At 52.2% G+C, this 15,647-nt stretch carries 15 protein-coding genes and 1 pseudogene; 7 read left to right on the forward strand and 9 right to left on the reverse strand.

Features of this window, described 5'->3' with window-relative positions:
* Both P3C52_RS17095 and glgX read left to right on the forward strand, forming a co-directional pair.
* Nucleotides 1-1,427 (forward strand): annotated as a pseudogene (locus P3C52_RS17095) (malto-oligosyltrehalose synthase); the annotation flags it as partial.
* Between the two features lie 68 nt (nucleotides 1,428-1,495).
* Nucleotides 1,496-3,571: a glycogen debranching protein GlgX gene (gene glgX / locus P3C52_RS17100; RefSeq protein ID WP_275556141.1), complete on the forward strand. Its 2,076-nt coding sequence runs from the start codon at nucleotides 1,496-1,498 to the stop codon at nucleotides 3,569-3,571.
* A gap of 169 nt (nucleotides 3,572-3,740) precedes the next feature.
* On the opposite strand, the gene P3C52_RS17105 is transcribed toward glgX, so the two are convergent.
* The 3 genes from P3C52_RS17105 to P3C52_RS17115 all read right to left on the reverse strand — a co-directional run bounded on the left by P3C52_RS17105 (nucleotide 3,741) and on the right by P3C52_RS17115 (nucleotide 9,305).
* Nucleotides 3,741-4,559, reverse strand: coding sequence for a glycosyltransferase (locus tag P3C52_RS17105; RefSeq protein ID WP_275556142.1), 819 nt, complete (start codon nucleotides 4,557-4,559; stop codon nucleotides 3,741-3,743).
* A 23-nt stretch (nucleotides 4,560-4,582) separates the two neighbouring features.
* Nucleotides 4,583-8,251 carry a glycosyltransferase gene (locus P3C52_RS17110; protein ID WP_275556143.1) on the reverse strand — a complete coding sequence of 1,223 codons (3,669 nt, stop codon included), beginning with the start codon at nucleotides 8,249-8,251 and terminating at the stop codon, nucleotides 4,583-4,585.
* A 163-nt stretch (nucleotides 8,252-8,414) separates the two neighbouring features.
* The gene (locus P3C52_RS17115) at nucleotides 8,415-9,305 is read right to left on the reverse strand and encodes a flagellin (RefSeq protein ID WP_275556144.1); all 891 of its coding nucleotides are present in this window, start codon (nucleotides 9,303-9,305) and stop codon (nucleotides 8,415-8,417) included.
* A gap of 252 nt (nucleotides 9,306-9,557) precedes the next feature.
* Here P3C52_RS17115 and fliD point away from each other — a divergent pair, with 252 nt between their 5' ends.
* Genes fliD through fliT form a run of 3 tightly spaced genes read left to right on the forward strand, consistent with a single transcriptional unit; the run spans nucleotide 9,558 to nucleotide 11,744 of the window.
* On the forward strand, nucleotides 9,558-10,958 hold the full coding sequence (gene fliD, locus P3C52_RS17120; protein ID WP_275556145.1) for a flagellar filament capping protein FliD: 1,401 nt from the start codon (nucleotides 9,558-9,560) through the stop codon (nucleotides 10,956-10,958).
* 13 nt (nucleotides 10,959-10,971) lie between these two features.
* Entirely contained in the window at nucleotides 10,972-11,379 is a 408-nt protein-coding gene (fliS, locus tag P3C52_RS17125) for a flagellar export chaperone FliS (protein ID WP_275556146.1), read from the forward strand.
* Complete coding sequence (fliT, locus tag P3C52_RS17130; protein ID WP_275556147.1) at nucleotides 11,379-11,744, forward strand: flagella biosynthesis regulatory protein FliT; 366 nt, start codon at nucleotides 11,379-11,381, stop codon at nucleotides 11,742-11,744. The genes fliS and fliT overlap by 1 nt, the downstream gene beginning before the upstream one ends.
* Nucleotides 11,745-11,785: 41 nt before the next feature.
* Here the strand turns inward: fliT and yedD are convergent, their stop codons facing one another.
* Nucleotides 11,786-12,265 (reverse strand): lipoprotein YedD, encoded by a 480-nt coding sequence (gene yedD, locus P3C52_RS17135; RefSeq protein WP_275556148.1) that lies wholly within the window; start codon nucleotides 12,263-12,265, stop codon nucleotides 11,786-11,788.
* A 201-nt stretch (nucleotides 12,266-12,466) separates the two neighbouring features.
* On the opposite strand from yedD, the gene P3C52_RS17140 reads away from it, so the two are divergent.
* Nucleotides 12,467-12,790: a DUF6388 family protein gene (locus tag P3C52_RS17140; protein WP_275556149.1), complete on the forward strand. Its 324-nt coding sequence runs from the start codon at nucleotides 12,467-12,469 to the stop codon at nucleotides 12,788-12,790.
* A gap of 189 nt (nucleotides 12,791-12,979) precedes the next feature.
* Here P3C52_RS17140 and iraP read toward each other — a convergent pair whose 3' ends face one another.
* Complete coding sequence (iraP, locus tag P3C52_RS17145; RefSeq protein ID WP_275556150.1) at nucleotides 12,980-13,279, reverse strand: anti-adapter protein IraP; 300 nt, start codon at nucleotides 13,277-13,279, stop codon at nucleotides 12,980-12,982.
* A 175-nt stretch (nucleotides 13,280-13,454) separates the two neighbouring features.
* Between iraP and P3C52_RS17150 the strand changes: the two genes are divergently transcribed.
* A complete protein-coding gene (locus P3C52_RS17150; RefSeq protein ID WP_275556151.1) occupies nucleotides 13,455-13,694 on the forward strand; it encodes a DinI-like family protein in 240 nt (79 codons plus the stop codon).
* Between the two features lie 49 nt (nucleotides 13,695-13,743).
* Here P3C52_RS17150 and P3C52_RS17155 read toward each other — a convergent pair whose 3' ends face one another.
* From P3C52_RS17155 to P3C52_RS17170, 4 genes are all read right to left on the reverse strand, one after another.
* Nucleotides 13,744-13,911, reverse strand: a complete 168-nt coding sequence (locus tag P3C52_RS17155) for a hypothetical protein (protein WP_275556152.1) — start codon at nucleotides 13,909-13,911, stop codon at nucleotides 13,744-13,746.
* Between the two features lie 309 nt (nucleotides 13,912-14,220).
* On the reverse strand, nucleotides 14,221-14,433 hold the full coding sequence (locus P3C52_RS17160; protein ID WP_275556153.1) for a cold-shock protein: 213 nt from the start codon (nucleotides 14,431-14,433) through the stop codon (nucleotides 14,221-14,223).
* A 372-nt stretch (nucleotides 14,434-14,805) separates the two neighbouring features.
* Nucleotides 14,806-14,958 carry a hypothetical protein gene (locus tag P3C52_RS17165; protein ID WP_275556154.1) on the reverse strand — a complete coding sequence of 51 codons (153 nt, stop codon included), beginning with the start codon at nucleotides 14,956-14,958 and terminating at the stop codon, nucleotides 14,806-14,808.
* A gap of 258 nt (nucleotides 14,959-15,216) precedes the next feature.
* Entirely contained in the window at nucleotides 15,217-15,555 is a 339-nt protein-coding gene (locus tag P3C52_RS17170; RefSeq protein ID WP_275556155.1) for an MliC family protein, read from the reverse strand.
* Nucleotides 15,556-15,647 lie beyond the last annotated feature (92 nt).

A 15,647-nucleotide genomic window follows, 5' to 3' on the forward strand; every position in this document is an offset into this window, starting at 1 on the left:
GCGATGGCATCGCGCTGGAAAAAGAGGTGGTGCAGACGGCGCTGCGCGAGCTGCTTATCGCGTTTCCGGTTTACCGTACCTACGGCAATGCGCAGGGGATGCCAGCGGAAAGCAGCGAGATGCTGCAGCGGGTGGCCGAAAAGGTCAGAACCAGCGCCAACGCGCCCGATCCCACCGCGCTCGATTTCCTTACGCGTATTCTGGCAGGTGAGGTCTCCGCCAGCGACGAGGCGACGCATTTCCGCACCCGTTTCCAGCAGCTGACCGGCCCGCTGATGGCGAAATCGGTAGAGGATACGCTCTTTTTCCGTCAGAACATGGAGCTGGCGCTGAATGAAGTGGGCGCCGAACCGATCCCGCGCGCCTTCTCGGTCGATCGTTTCCACGCGGAGATGAAAACGCGGCTGGAACGTCAGCCCGACGCACTTTCCGGCACCTCAACCCACGATACCAAACGCGGCGAAGATGCCCGTGCCCGCCTCTATACACTGACCGAAGCGCCGGAGCAGTGGGCCGAATGCGTGACGCGCTGGCGTCAGATGAACCACGCCAAAGTCACCGTGCTGGAAGATGGCCCGGCACCAAAACCGGCGGTGGAATGGATGCTCTATCAGGCGCTGGCGGGTGTCTGGCCCACCACGCTTCAGCCGCAGGATGAAGCGGGCCTGAAGGCGCTGGAGGAACGTTTCCTCGCCTTTGTGGAAAAGGCACTGCGCGAAGCGAAGCTGCGTACCGACTGGGCCGACAGCAATGATGCCTATGAAAAGGCGGTGCAGGATTACGCCGCGCATCTGCTCTCACCCGCTAACCAGACCTTTTTGCAGGATTTCGCCGCTGCGCTGCGGCCTTTTATTCAGGCAGGCCTGGTCAACAGCCTGACGCAAAGCGTGATCAAGCTAACGGCGCCCGGCGTGCCGGATATTTATCAGGGCAGCGAAGCGCTGAACTTCAGCCTGGTCGATCCTGATAACCGTCGTGAACCCGACTTCAGCGCCCTTGAAGCGATGCTGAACGGCCATGAAACACCGGAATCCGCCACCGAAGAGAGCTGGCTTAGCGGCAAACTGAAACAGCATCTGACCGCCAAACTGCTACATCTGCGCCAACAGATGCCGTCGCTATTTCGCCGGGGCGACTACCTGGCGTTGACGGCCAACGGCAAACATGCAGAGAACGTTATCGCCTTTGCCAGGGCGGACAACGATAAAGCGTTAATCATTATCGCGCCACGCCTGGTCTTCAGCGCGCTGCAGGGCCTGGCTCAGCCCAATAACGCACGCTGGGAAGAGACCGACATTCCGCTGCCAGCACCGCTGGCTAACCGCCGTTATCGCGACATTCTGAGTGGAGAAGAAAAACAGCTGACTGACAGGTTCAGTCTGGAATCAACAGATTGCTGTTCGTTTGTCATATTGGTAAGCGCATGATTTTAATTAAATAAAAATATCATGAATCGCTGTTGTGCGTAAAAACGCTATTCGATGGAGAGATATGAATGTCAAACGGTAAGGCTTTTGAAATCACGGCAGGCTCTGCCCACCAGCTTGGCGCTAACTTTGATGGCGAAGGCGTCAACTTCGCTATCTTCTCGGCACATGCGGAGCGCGTTGAGCTTTGCTTATACGATGCGGACGGCCAAACGGAGATTGCACGTCTGGATCTGCCGGAGTACACCCATGAGATCTGGCACGGTTATGTACCAGGCCTGCAACCGGGCGCGCTTTACGGCTATCGCGTTTACGGGCCTTACGATCCGGAAAACGGCCATCGCTTTAACCCCAATAAACTGCTGATCGATCCCTATGCGCGCGAGCTGGTGGGCGATATTGAGTGGAATGAAGCGCATTTCGCCTACGATCTGCTGCATGAAGATAAAGATCTGACTTTCGATACCCGCGACAGCGGGCCGTTTACGCCAAAATGCCGGGTGATCGATCCACGCGACTTTGACTGGCAGGATGATAACCGTCCGACCATTGGCTGGCCGCAGACGGTGGTTTATGAAACCCACGTAAAAGGCTTCACCCAGCTGAATTCCGCCCTGCCGCCTGAGCTGCGCGGCAACTTCGAAGGCATGGGCCACAAGGCGACGGTGGATTACATTAAGAGCCTCGGCATTACCTCAGTCGAGCTGCTGCCGGTTCACTGGTTCCCGGACGACCAGCATCTGCTCGATAAAGGACTGAAAAATTTCTGGGGTTATAACTCGCTGGGTTTTTTCGCGCCCGCATCACGCTACTACGGCCCGAACGGCATTCAGGGCTTCCGCGATATGGTGCGGTCGTTCCACGATGCTGGTATCGAAGTGATCCTGGATGTGGTGTACAACCACACGGCGGAAGGCAACGAACTTGGCCCAACGCTCTCCTTTAAAGGCATCGATAACTTTTCTTACTATCGCACCCTGCCCGACCAGCATCGCTACTACATCAACGATACCGGCACCGGCAATACCGTGAACACTTCGCATCCACGCGTGCTGCAAATGGTGATGGATTCGCTGCGCTACTGGGCCGAATCGATGCATATCGACGGCTTCCGCTTCGATCTCGGCACCATTCTGGGCCGCGAGCCGGAAGGCTTCGACCAGCGCGGCGGCTTTTTCGACGCGGTCATGCAGGATCCGGTGCTGTCTAAGCTGAAGCTGATTGGCGAACCCTGGGATATCGGCCCCGGCGGTTATCAGGTTGGCGGCTTCCCGCCGGGTTGGGCGGAGTGGAACGATAAGTATCGCGATACGGTGCGCGAATACTGGAAAGGGGTGAACGTTTCGACTGATTTCGCCGCCCGTCTGCTCGGTTCCGGCGATCTCTACGACCTGCGCGGCCGTCGTCCGTGGTCCAGCGTTAACTTTATTACCGCCCATGACGGCTTTACGCTGAACGATCTGGTCTCCTACAACGAGAAGCATAACGACGACAACGGCGAGGATAACAACGACGGCCACAACGATAACCGTTCTTACAACTACGGTGCGGAAGGCCCCACCGACGACGCCGGTATTAATGCGGTGCGCGAGCGCCAGAAACGTAACTTCCTCGCCACCCTGTTCTTCTCGCACGGCACGCCGATGCTGCTGGCGGGCGACGAATTTGGCCGCAGCCAGATGGGTAACAATAATGGCTACTGTCAGGACAGCGAGATCTCCTGGGTTCACTGGGATAATCTGCCGGAAAGCGCCGATGCGCTACGCGAGTTCACCCGTCAGGTCATCAAACTGCGCGCGCAGCAGCCGCTGCTACGTCGTGAAAGCTGGCGCGACGGGATGGATATTAAGTGGTTCAACGCGGGCGGCGGCTTTCAGCAGCCGGAACAGTGGGATGAAGGCTCTACGCTCGGCGTTTACCTTGGCCGCCCGGACCTGCAGGCAGAAGAAGGCATCTGGCATGATGTGTTGATGCTGATCAACCCGTTCGAAGGCAATGTGCCGTTCCGCATTCCACAGTTTGGCGAAGGCGGCTGGGTGCTGGAGCTGAGTACTTCCGATACCGCTCGACGCGGTCTGGTGATTACCCGCGAGAAGGATTTTGAACTGGAAGGCCGCAGCATTGTGCTGTTCAGAAGGCCGTAAATGTGGACCATCGCCATGGATGGCGATGTGGGAGGTTTAAATTAAGGTTGGCTGACGGATACGGCAGCATTTGCTGCCGTATGTATCGCCCAGCCTTTTAATTAGCTTAGCTGTGACAAGAGCCGGTTCTCATTTTTCCATATGATATATCATCATCATTTGAATTTTATCAACGCAGCCTGAACACGGGCGCCCCATATAAACTGCGTATTTTGATTACCATTTTCGCTACCTGATCATGGGTAATATTCCGAACAAGATCAACCGGATGTTCGCCATGCTTTTCAATAAAGTAATTGATTGCTGTAGCTTTTACCTGGTTATAACCCTCATTCCGGCAAATAGTCGACTGTGCCTCGCTCCACTCTTCATCGCCAAGGTATTTTTCGGAGTCAGCAATATCCGCAAAATAACAAAAAGGTGGATGCATACCTGCTTTAATAATTTCATAAGTATGATCCACATGTTCCATCGCATTGTAATAAGCCTCATCCATAAGGCCGACCTTATCCAGGCATTTACGGGTATAAAAAGAAAACGCGCCCACACAAAAACCATATAAAGGAACCGACAATTTTTCATAGTTAATGGTGGTGGCGGGTGCGGCTGCGCCATATTCATCGCGGTTATTAGGGCCGTGCTGGCTGTAGTTAAAGTGCTGAATACCGGAAACGCGCGCCGCTTTAATATATTCCTGAAAGACATCGATATTTTTTATATAAATATCGTCTTCGATCAGGAAAAAGTACTCAACCTTGCGTTGTTGTAAATAACGCAACGCAATATTTTTACTCTTTCCTACACCGAGGTTTTTTTCATTATGAATAATATTGGCATCAAGATCGGCAAACTCCTGGTAAATTTTTCCATCGTTAACCACAATGATTTCATCAACCGGCGCACCAGCAAGTGAATCGAGTAACTTGCGTAATCCTGCCGGGCGATTATAGGTAACAATTCCTATGCCTACTTTTTTATTAAAAAGCATACTTACCTCTGCTCAAAAAAGATTTATGCGTCCAACCAGGCCGTGCGCCATTCATCAAGGCCGTTTTCACGTAGCATCCAGTCCTGATGCACTGCCGCACGCAGCGCATCGCCCATTTTTGAGGTAGCGTCCATATCCGCGAGATGCATTTTGATCGCCGACATCCAGTCTTTAAAGCGGTTGTCTACGAGCGTGACGGGCAGGCTTCCCTGATAGGGTTCAATTCGGGTGGCGATAATTGGCACGCCGCAGGCTCCGATTTCCAGCAGCCGCAGATTACTTTTACACTCGTTAAAATGGTTAATTTCCAGCGGTACCAGCGCTAAATCCAGATTGAGGCTGGCCAGTTTTTCCGGGTAAAGATCGAAAGGCACGCCCGCATGAAACTCGCAGTTAATCCCTTCCGGCTTCATGCCCATGAAAACCCACTCCACGTTATCCTGCAGCTCTTTAATCACCGGCTGGATAATTTCCAGATCGCCGGTATGACTGCCGCCGCCAGCCCAGCCGACACGCACTTTCTTACCTGTGCGGCGCTGGCTGAACAGATGTCCCCACTGGCTAACGGCCAGCCGGTTATGGGCCACGCGTATATCATGATGATAAGGCGCGTACGCCTCAGCAAGCGGCTGCGTTGACACCACCACCCGATCCGCCTGCTCCATCACCCGCCGCAACGCTTTTATAATGTGCTGAGGGAAATGGTGTCTGACTGCATTTTTTAACGGCAGATTGGGCAAAAAATCATCATATTCGACAATGATTTTCGCTGAACACAGACTGCGGTATTTTTTTATCAGATCGGGAAAGCCCGTACCGGATGGCAGCTGTAGCAGAATGGCGTCCGGCTGCATTTCAGCCACTTCCATCAGGCCAGGCACGCCAAAGTACAGCCCACCGTCGGTAAAAATATTTTCCTCCAGCGCCTTATAAGGCTGGATCACCCGATGATTACCGCAACCATACCAACCTGAATGCGTGGCAAGAATACGTGGCAGCGGTTGCTGTGGCAGCGGCGGCTGGATACGCGCCATCTGTTCGGAAAGCGTAAACGGCTTGCCATATTTAGTCATCAGCGGATGGTAGCGGCTGTCCTGCGTTAACTTTTGCCGCCACTTACGCAACAGCGCCAGCTGGGATCCATGTTGTATGTCCGCCGCGCTATCTTTGTCCTGCGACAGCAACAACGTTGCGCCGCCCATATGCATCACTTCGCAATCGGGAGTCCAGGTGACTAAGTAACCGCTTTCGCGCAGTTTTAAACAGTAATCGACATCAGCGAGGAAAATAGCGAATTCATTTTCATCTAAACCGCCCTGCTGTAAAAAAAGTGACTTAGGCGTCAGCAGGCAGGAACCGGAAAGCGCGGCGACATTGTGCGTCGCGCTAAGATAATGCAGATAGCCATCACTGTCGGCTGGCGCAAATTCAAAAGGATTGATTGCGCCCTGCTGGATCCCGGTAAGATAGCCAGCATGCTGGATCTTGCCGTCCCGGAAGATCAATTTTGGGCCAACGGCTCCGACTTCAGGCCGCTGGGCAATGCTCATTAGCGTGGCCAGCCAGTCGGCATCATGAATTTCACAGTCATTATCGAGCATTAGCAAATAATTGCCCTGCGCTACCGACGCTGCCGAATTAACCATCGCGGCGTAATTAAATGCGCCAGGATAGTCAAGTACGCGCAGCGTATTCAGTCCAAGCGCCCGAAGCTGAGCCAGATACGTCAGCATCTCTGCTTCGTCAGAGCCGTTATCTACGACAATGATTTCCAGATTTTGCCAGCGGGTTTTCTCAATCAGGCTATTAATACAGTTTTTAAGCAGCGCCGCTTTGTTACGTCCAGGGATAATAACGGTCACCGACTCGTTATAAGCGCAGGCATAGCGACTTTTCAGCAGGCCTTTTACCGGGTTGCGTTCAACCGTTGCGTTAATACCAAAACGCTTATAGTGTTCAACGAGTTGCAGCTCCGCTTCTGCCTGAATAGCCTCTTCAACCTTCCACTGGGAAAAATCAACAGGCGCTTCCACCAATACTTCAGGGATCCCAGAAAAAGCAGCCAGCCCTTCACGTTCGATAGACTTCCATAGCAGTTCGTAATGCGGTAACTGCCGCGCTCCCACGCTACAGCCGCCTACTGCCCGTGCTGTGGGCATATCCAGCGACAGCACCGCACCGATATAGGGGAAACTGCGCAACAGATCGAAGTTACCATTGGGACGCAGGGTGACCTGCTGCTCTTCCGGCGTTTTATACCAGATTTCATCACAATAAAAGGCGCGACACTGCGGCATACGCAGATGATATTCCGCCATTTTCAGAACAGCATGCGGCAATAATTTCCAGCCAGCAGGTATAACAATCAGCCGTTTAATCGCGCCGCTTTCAGCCAGCAAATTCAGGCAAGTGGAATTATCGTAAGGCAGAAAATTAACCTGTTCCGCAGGCAGCGCTTGCTTAAATTGTTCAGTGGCGTCGGCTACACAAATGACGCCCGGCTGCAGGCGCTGCGCTGCGATCGAAGCCAAGCTATCAGTCACGTCGGCTGGCTTATGATTGTCGGTCAGAATCAGGACGCCAATATCGGCTTCTTCCGGTAGCGACGAGAGAAAAGTTTTTATAATCGTTTCGCGTGCGGTACTGCTACTGCGCTGTTCCAGCCACGTGGCAATATTATAATTATCGGCGAGGTTGCCGATGCAAATGCGACTATGCAACTTTAACTGGCGCAGCTCGCTCCTGCTGAGAAGAGGCTGTTGCAGCGGCGGCTGAAAAAATTCTTCTGTCGTAAAGGAAAATGAGGAAAAGAGAGTCTGCTGCGTTTGTGACCATTTATGCGCTTTCGCCCAGTCGGAAACCAGAGCGCTGGCGCACTGTTCTGCCGTCAACACCGGAAGATCGGCGCGACATTTAAAACCAGCCTTATGCAGCAACGTATAATTTTGCTGAGTAAGGTAGCCAGGAAAACGATCGCCATCGGAAATAAATACCGGAATACCGCTACTAAACGCCAGCTGCGCATAATGACTACTGGTCATGACGGCATCATATTCCAGTAGCTCGGCAACGGTGATGCGCTCCGCCAGCTCATCGCTGTTAATCCAGCTGAGCGTAATACCTTGCCGTAGACAGGCAGCTCGTAGTTTTTCATCAAATTTGGGCGTCAGGCTTAATACGCGCTCCAGGCTCTCGCGCTGCGAGGCAGCGGGAAGTTCGCTAATATTACGCAGAAAAGCCCGCTGCTGTACTTTATCCGACGCTGCGCCTTCCGCTTTTAACTGTTCTTCCGTTAATGGATTAAAGGCTAAAATCGCGGCGGCAAGCTTGTTTTCCAGCGCCATATCCAACTCGGTTTCATTCAATCGACTGAAATCGAAGTGATGGAAGAAAAAACGGCTGGTAAAGGATTGTTTCTCCAGTCGTTCAATAACCGGAGTGGACAGGTAGCCTTTAAAGATCAGCGTGGCATCATACACCTGCTCCGCCAACGCTTCGTCGCCCTGTGTCAGTTGCAGCCGGCCCGAATCACGCCAGCTGACGAGTACTTTCTGTATTTTCCAGCTGCAGCGCCAGGTATTGAGTTCGACCCAATGCCCTGCCGTAATGAATTCATCAATAAGGTTGATGATATAGGTGGACTGTTCGTCAAAACGATCCAGCGCATCGACGCTGAATAATATTTTTTTCATCTACTCTGCCCTGTAATAGCGCTGACGTTGAATGCGATATGAATGCTCTCCTTACTATTTTCCGATAGTTTCGCTTAATCAAAGCGTTAAACAGCGATGCTGTTTCAGTGCTTTTTTTGCCATAAAAAAAGCGCCCGAAGGCGCTTTATTGTAGAGCTTGCGATTAACGCAGCAGAGACAGCATGGTCTGCGGAACCTGGTTGGCCTGTGCCAGTACGGAGCTGCCAGCCTGCTGCAGGATCTGCGCGCGGGACATGTTGGACACTTCCGTTGCGTAATCAGAATCCTGAATACGGCTGCGCGCTGCGGACAGGTTGCTGACCGTGTTGTTCAGGTTGGTTACCGTTGATTCGAAACGGTTCTGGGACGCACCCAGGGTGCTGCGCTGGGTATCAACGTTTTTGATTGCTGCGTCAATCACCGCCATCGGGCCGGTGCTGCCTGACGCGCCGGAGTTAGCCAGTACGTCAAAGCCGTGAGTTTTCACAGTACGATCGCTGGCAGCGATATTAGCACCGCTCACGCCAGCGGTTTCGCCTGAAGCGTACAGGTTCCAGCCGCTGCTGGCGTTCATGGTAATAGAGATGGTCTCACCATCTTTTGCGCCAACCTGGAAAGAAAACGCTTTGCTGGACGCGTTATCCAGAATTTTGGTGCCGTTAAAGTCGGTCTGCTTGGTGACGCGGTTGATCTCTTCCATACGCTGGTTAACTTCAGCCTGGATGGAGTCGATGTCAGAGGCAGAGTTGGTGCTGTTCTGCGCCTGAACGGTCAGGTCACGTACGCGCTGCAGGTTGTTGTTGATTTCGCTCAGCGCGCCTTCAGCGGTCTGCGCCAGAGAGATACCGTCGTTGGCGTTACGCGCCGCTACGGTCATACCGTTGATGTTAGAGGTGAAGCGGTTAGCGATCGCCTGACCTGCTGCGTCATCTTTTGCGCTGTTGATACGCAGGCCAGAAGACAGACGTTCAATCGCGGTGCCCAGAGAAGACTGAGATTTGCTCAGGTTGTTCTGAGTGGTCAGCGACAGGGTGTTAGTATTAATAACTGCCATGATGGTTTTCCTTTAAAAATTGGTTCAGATTCAGGCATCTGTTATACGGCTTCATCACCGTCAACCTCATTATCGACAGCCCTAAACCAACCTTTAGAAAATTTTTGCGAAAAACCAGCAAAACGGCAAAAGCCGGAACTGCAATAAAGAAGGGCTGTTTATCTGCCCATTGATTTTTTTATCCGGGGCTAATCTTTTACCAAACGCTGCCGATACCCTCCCCAGTGATTGTCAACAACCAAGGATTACAACATGGCAACTATTAGTTCCCTCGGTGCGGGTACGAGTCTCGATTTACAAACGTTGTATGAAAGCCTGGAGACATCAGAAAATACACGTTTGACGCCGATCACCACGCAGCAGACTTCCTATAAAGCGAAGCTGACCGCCTGGGGTATCGTACAAACCTCGCTGGAAAAATTACAGACGGCATCCGACGCGTTAAAAGATACCTCTAAAATCGCCTCGACCAAGGTCTCCAGCACCAACACGGCCTTTACCGCAACGCTGGCAAATGATGCTGCGGCCGGTAATTACTCCGTTGAAGTCAGCCAGCTGGCGACAGCGCAGTCTCTGCTCTCTAAAGCGGCCACCAGCAAAGATACCGACTTAGGCGACAGCTCGCTGGCCTCGCGCACCATTACCATCGCGCAGAGCGGTCAGGAAAATCCAATGACCGTAACGCTGACGCAGGATCAAACCAGCCTGGCCGATATTCGCGATGCGATTAACAAGCAACAAGGCAGCGTTACCGCCAGCATTATTAAGTCTGATGATAATACCTATTATCTGTCGCTGACTTCGCGCGATACCGGCACCGCTAATGAAATGACGGTAACCACTAACGACAGCGCGCTGGCGCAGTATATCGGCTATGACAAATCGTCAGCCACCAACGCGATGAGCGAAAAGGTTGCCGCCGCGGACGCCAAATTAACGCTTAATGGCGTCGCGATTACGCGTAGCAGCAATACCATTACCGATGCGCCGGAAGGCGTGACCCTGGCCCTGACGAAAACCAACGTCGGCAGCCCGGAAACTCTGACGGTAGCCAAAGATAATCAGCCGATGGTTGATGCGGTGCAGGCCTATGTCGATGCCTATAACTCACTGCAGACTACCATCGCTAACCAGACCAAATATACCGCGGTCGATCAGGGCAGTGGCGCGCAGGACACCAGCAACGGCGATCTGCTGGGCGACGGTACGCTGCGCAATATCCAGACGCGCCTGCGTTCTATGCTCTCGACGTCACAGTCCGGCGGCGACTACTCGCTGCTGTCGCAGATCGGCGTGACGCAAGGCACTGACGGTAAGCTGACGGTCGACAGCGATAAGCTGAATAAAGCGCTGGATGAAAAATCCGCCAGCGTGGTGACCTTCCTGTCGGGCGACGGCAAAACGACCGGCTTCGCGACGCAGGCCAGTAACCTGCTGGAATCGATGCTCGCTTCCGACGGTTCGATCCAGCGTGCGGAAGACGGCATCAATACCACGCTGAAGCGTCTGTCCGATCAGTACGATCAGGTTACTACTCAGATCGAAGCGACGATGGCACGCTATAAAAGCCAGTTTACCAGCCTGAGTACCCTGGTCTCTTCGCTGACGCAAACCGGCAACTACCTGACCCAACAGTTCTCAGCGATGAGTTAATTCGAGGAATAACATGTACGGAAAATCGGGGATCCAGGCCTACGCCCAGGTCGGCGTTGAAAGTGCCGTAATGAGCGCCAGCCCGCATCAGCTGGTGGTTCTGCTGTTTGATGGCGCGCTAAGCGCCATGAAAAAAGCCGCCATTTTGATGGAACAGGGCGATATTCCCGGCAAAGGCCAGGCGCTCTCTAAGGCGATCAACATTATTACCAACGGCCTGCGCGCCGGTCTGAATCATGAGGCGGGCGGAGAAATCGCCGCCAATCTTGACGGCCTGTATGACTATATGACGCGTCGTCTGCTGCACGCCAATCTGCATAATGATGTGGCTGCCATTGACGAAGTGGAAAGATTGTTAAGCAATATTGCCGACGCCTGGAAAGAGATCGGGCCGAACGCGCACGCTACGCAGGACGCCTGATGATGTCATCCAACATTGATTTGCTTCGTCGCTATCAGCAACTGCTGATGCTCAGTAATACCATGTTGACGCTGGCGAAGCAGAGCCAGTGGGATGAACTAATCGGCCATGAAATGGGCTATTTGCAGGCGGTGGAAGGCGTTAAGCAGGCGGCGGAGAGTTGTAACTTGTCCGCTGCGCTACAGGCGCAGATTCGGCCGCTGCTCCGGCAGCTGTTAGATAACGAAACCCTGATTAAAAACCTGCTCACCCATCGCATGGTTGAGCTGCGTACGCTGGTTAATCAGGGCAATCAGCAGAAAAATATTACCTCCGCCTATAGCGGCCTTTCCGGCAACATTCTCTACCCTTCCGATCGCGGATAACGCCAGAACAGTGATGACGCGCACGCGCGTCATCATGGCGTTTATGGCTGGCTTTGCGCCGCCGGCTCGGCAAAAACGGCGCGCATCGTTTGCGGCTCGATATTCTGGATAACCGCCGCATCGGGCTGCTGGCTCACCTGCTCCAGCGCCTGCTGGCATTCAAGCGTCGGCTGGTCAACTTTTTTCAGCGTTAGCTTATCGTAGTGCAGCTCGCTGCCTTCCAGCTCCAGCGGCATTACGCGCATCTGCTTATTCACATTCACATACTGACCGTTCAGCAGCGTAAGCTTGCCTGGCTTGGCAATGACGCGTTGCCATTGACGGCAGTCCAGCGTATCGCCTTCGGCGGTAATAATCAGGCTGCCGATGGCCTGCGGGTTAATCAGCCCGCGCTGCGGCCCGCTAGTTTGCCAGTAACCCTGCAGATTGGCTGGCGCTGGCGTTTTTACCGCCTGCTGGTATTGAGTGATTTGCGCACAACCCGCCAGCGCCAATGCGCCTAACAGCATCCACTTTTTCATTCTGGCTCCCTAACCTTCGTTTGATGGCGGCTACGTTATAATTTTTTCCCCCGTCAACGCAAGATACTTAGGCGCCGGAGCGGTAATGCAGCGCGCCTGGCTCGCAGAATGATTAACTTTACGACGGTTAAGCCGCCCCGCCCTGACAGCCAGGCGGCGGCGGGTTAAACTTAAAGCCATCTTTATTTACAGGTTAACCCTATGAAAACGCCTCAAGAGTATTACGCCATCGCCCGCTCCATGTTTTTATCCGCGCATCCCGATTTTCAGGCTGCGCTGGATAGCCTGACACAGGAAGAGGCGGACGGTTTTAAAATGACGCTGGCGCAATATCGCAGCATGCAGGCAGATCGGCTTTATGCTGCGTTTTTGCGCGCTAAAAATCAGGATGCGATTCTGTTTTCTATCCAGCTGGCGGAGCCGGATAAGGAAGTGGCGATTCAGGCGATTGAAGCCTATCTCAAAGAACATGCCGCCGCGCTGGGCATGACGTGGGAAGAATTTTGTCAGAAGAATGAGCTTTAAGCGGCTAAAGTTACACGCTCGCGCCGACCGACTGCTCCAACCAGTCCGTCAGACAGAAATAAAGTTGTACAAGATGCTTAGTTTTGTATAACTTTCCCGGTGCGGCGCGAGTCGCTACTATCCTTGAACGAATGGTGCTTTGCACTGCCTCTGGAAGTGTCGCTGGATTTCCACCTCCAGAGGCTAATTTTACTCTTTGTTCCCCTGCGCGATTGTCATCTCGTCAACGTAGCGCGTCACCGCCAGCAGCCGGTTAATATGAGTCAGCAATAAATCAATATCGGACTGAACCACATCGGGCGTGGCCTGCGTAGCGGCAAGAATGGCGTGGTTAATATTCTTTTCGATACTGTCCGACCCCTCTTTCCCGGCGGTTAACAGTAGCGCAGCCAGCAGCAGCGATTGCGCTTCTACCTGCGCAGTAATCTCTTTCGCCTCTACATCCATTTTTGCCAGCTTCATCAATATATCAATGACCAGATGCTTCATGGTTATCCCCTGTTTGTTTGGACGCTGAAAATAGCAGCCGAAATATCTTCTTTCTATAAGACCAGACCTTATAAACATTTTATGGCCAGGCATCAAAAATGCATTTGATACTGTTTGCATATCCAGTATGATAACCAGCGCTTCGAGCGGTGCGGAATCAAGAGGATTGCTACCCATGTTTGTTGAACTGATTTATGACAAGCGCAACGTTGCCGGGTTACCTGGCGCGCACGAAATTATTCTGGAAGAGCTGCAAAAACGTATCCACCGCACCTTTCCGGATGCTGAGGTGAAAGCGAAAGCGATGCAGCGTAACGCTATTGAGAGCGACGCCAGCAAAAGCGACAAATCGATTATTATCCGTATCGTCGAAGAGATGTTTGACGAAGCGGATATGTGGCTGGTCGCCGAATAACTGCTCTGCCAGACGACAAAACCGCCCTTTCGGGCGGTTTCTTTTTAGGTTAAATCACCGTGCCGGAATTTGATCCGGTGTCATCATCATCCAGCGGCTCGGCATCATCTTCATCCTCCAGCGGATCGATACCGTCGTCATCAGCGATCTCATCCGGCGTTTGCGGTACAGGCTCATCATCTTCCAGCGGATCGTTTACATCAGGACGTTCTGACATATTAACCTCCAGTAACCCAACAGGGGCTTAGTAAGTGTAGGTGACCCACATTGCCCGACCCTGTACAAATTGTTCTCTTGTCTACGCCGTCACAGTTGCGCGCCGTTATCACGCTGGAAGCCGCTCGACTCGGGATTTTTCTCACATTGCAGTCATAAAAAAAGGCTCACCGAAGTGAGCCTTTTTATTCAGTCGACATTAGCTGTCGCCTGAAAGATTGCCTGTAGCCATAACCTTTATCATTACGCCTTCACTGCTCAGGTTGTTACCGTCATCGCTATCGTAAGGCTTGATGCAGGCTAAAGTGACTTACAGCGCAACAACGTTAGTTGCTGAAGGGCCTTTAGCGCCGTTCTCAACGGAGAACTCCACTTTCTGACCTTCATCAAGGGTTTTGAAATCGTTGCTCTGGATAGCAGAGAAGTGTACGAATACATCTTTGCTGCCGTCTTCAGGAGAGATAAAGCCAAAACCTTTCTCAGCGTTAAACCATTTTACTAAACCAGTCATTTTGTTAGACATGATACTTCCTTCTTAATAGTAGAGAGCCAGCTGTTGTGGCGTACAAGGTCTGTATTGCAGAGAATACTTACTGGGCACTTAGAAAAGACTCAAGAAGAAGGGGTATCTGAGATAACGCTTTAAATGAGGACTGCTTTACTAAAACTGCTTTCATAAGGTCTGTCTTCCAAACCGATGCGCTATTTACTCATGGAACCACATTGAGCGCAAGCGTTATTTTATAATTATTTTCTGATAGCGGGAAAATTAAAAACGCAGCGCTAACTAAGCGGTCCGACAGCTATATATGTAAAGAAACGTATAGGCACAGGCGATAATGTTTGTTTCCCGCGCTGGCATAAAACCGTTTCAGAACGTCTTGTCCAAAAAGCATTACTGCCGTTTCGATTTGAGGCTAAACCAGGCGGCAGCCCCGGCCAGGAATAATAACATTAACCCAAAAGCGGTTGCGCCTGACATTAGTCGCAAAACGGCGCCAGCCAAAAATGCAACGGCCAGAATGGCAAAAAGGATGCGTTTGTTCATTGTCTCCCCCTTTTCTCTTAGCTTAATAAAGATTAGCAGGGATTTAACAGGCGTGAGCCGTTAGGCTGTAAAACAGGATCAAACAAATAGCCGCAGCGGTTTAATGGATAAAAATCAGACGCAATAAAATAGTAAACAGGCAGAAGATCAATGGAATTACCTCTGCGCTGAATGATAAGTTGTTGCGCGCGGCTCTCAACAGATATTAACGCAGCCACAAAGGAAAAGATCCGGCTTTGCGGCTGCGATAGTCAATACTTAATTAACCGCCTGACATTCGGTAGTTTTGTCTTTCATTAGATCGCTAAAGCTGCCGCTGCGCCCTTTACTCCACCATTGATATACATTGCCGTTATATTTGGCTCCGCTGCCTGAAATAACATTTGCCATAACGATTGCCGGTTCACCTGCTTTTTTTATTACCGCAAGGCGGTTGGGATCGTTGTTATAGTAGGTAATATCCAGCCGCTGACCATCTTCGCACTGATATACAAGCTGCGACGTTTCCGTGTTGCCTCTGCCCGGAACTGAAAAAGATGAGCTGCATCCGGTCAGTACCGCAGCGGCTATCGCAACCGCAATATAACGTTTATCCATTATGCCCTCCTGAAAAGGTCTTCATGCTGTTGAACGGTGAGCCTATAATAAAACGCAATCCTGTTAAAACGATGGGCCTGGCTCCCGGATTT

Origin of the sequence: Mixta sp. Marseille-Q2659 (genome assembly GCF_940807255.1) — a bacterium.
Lineage (GTDB): Bacteria > Pseudomonadota > Gammaproteobacteria > Enterobacterales > Enterobacteriaceae > Mixta.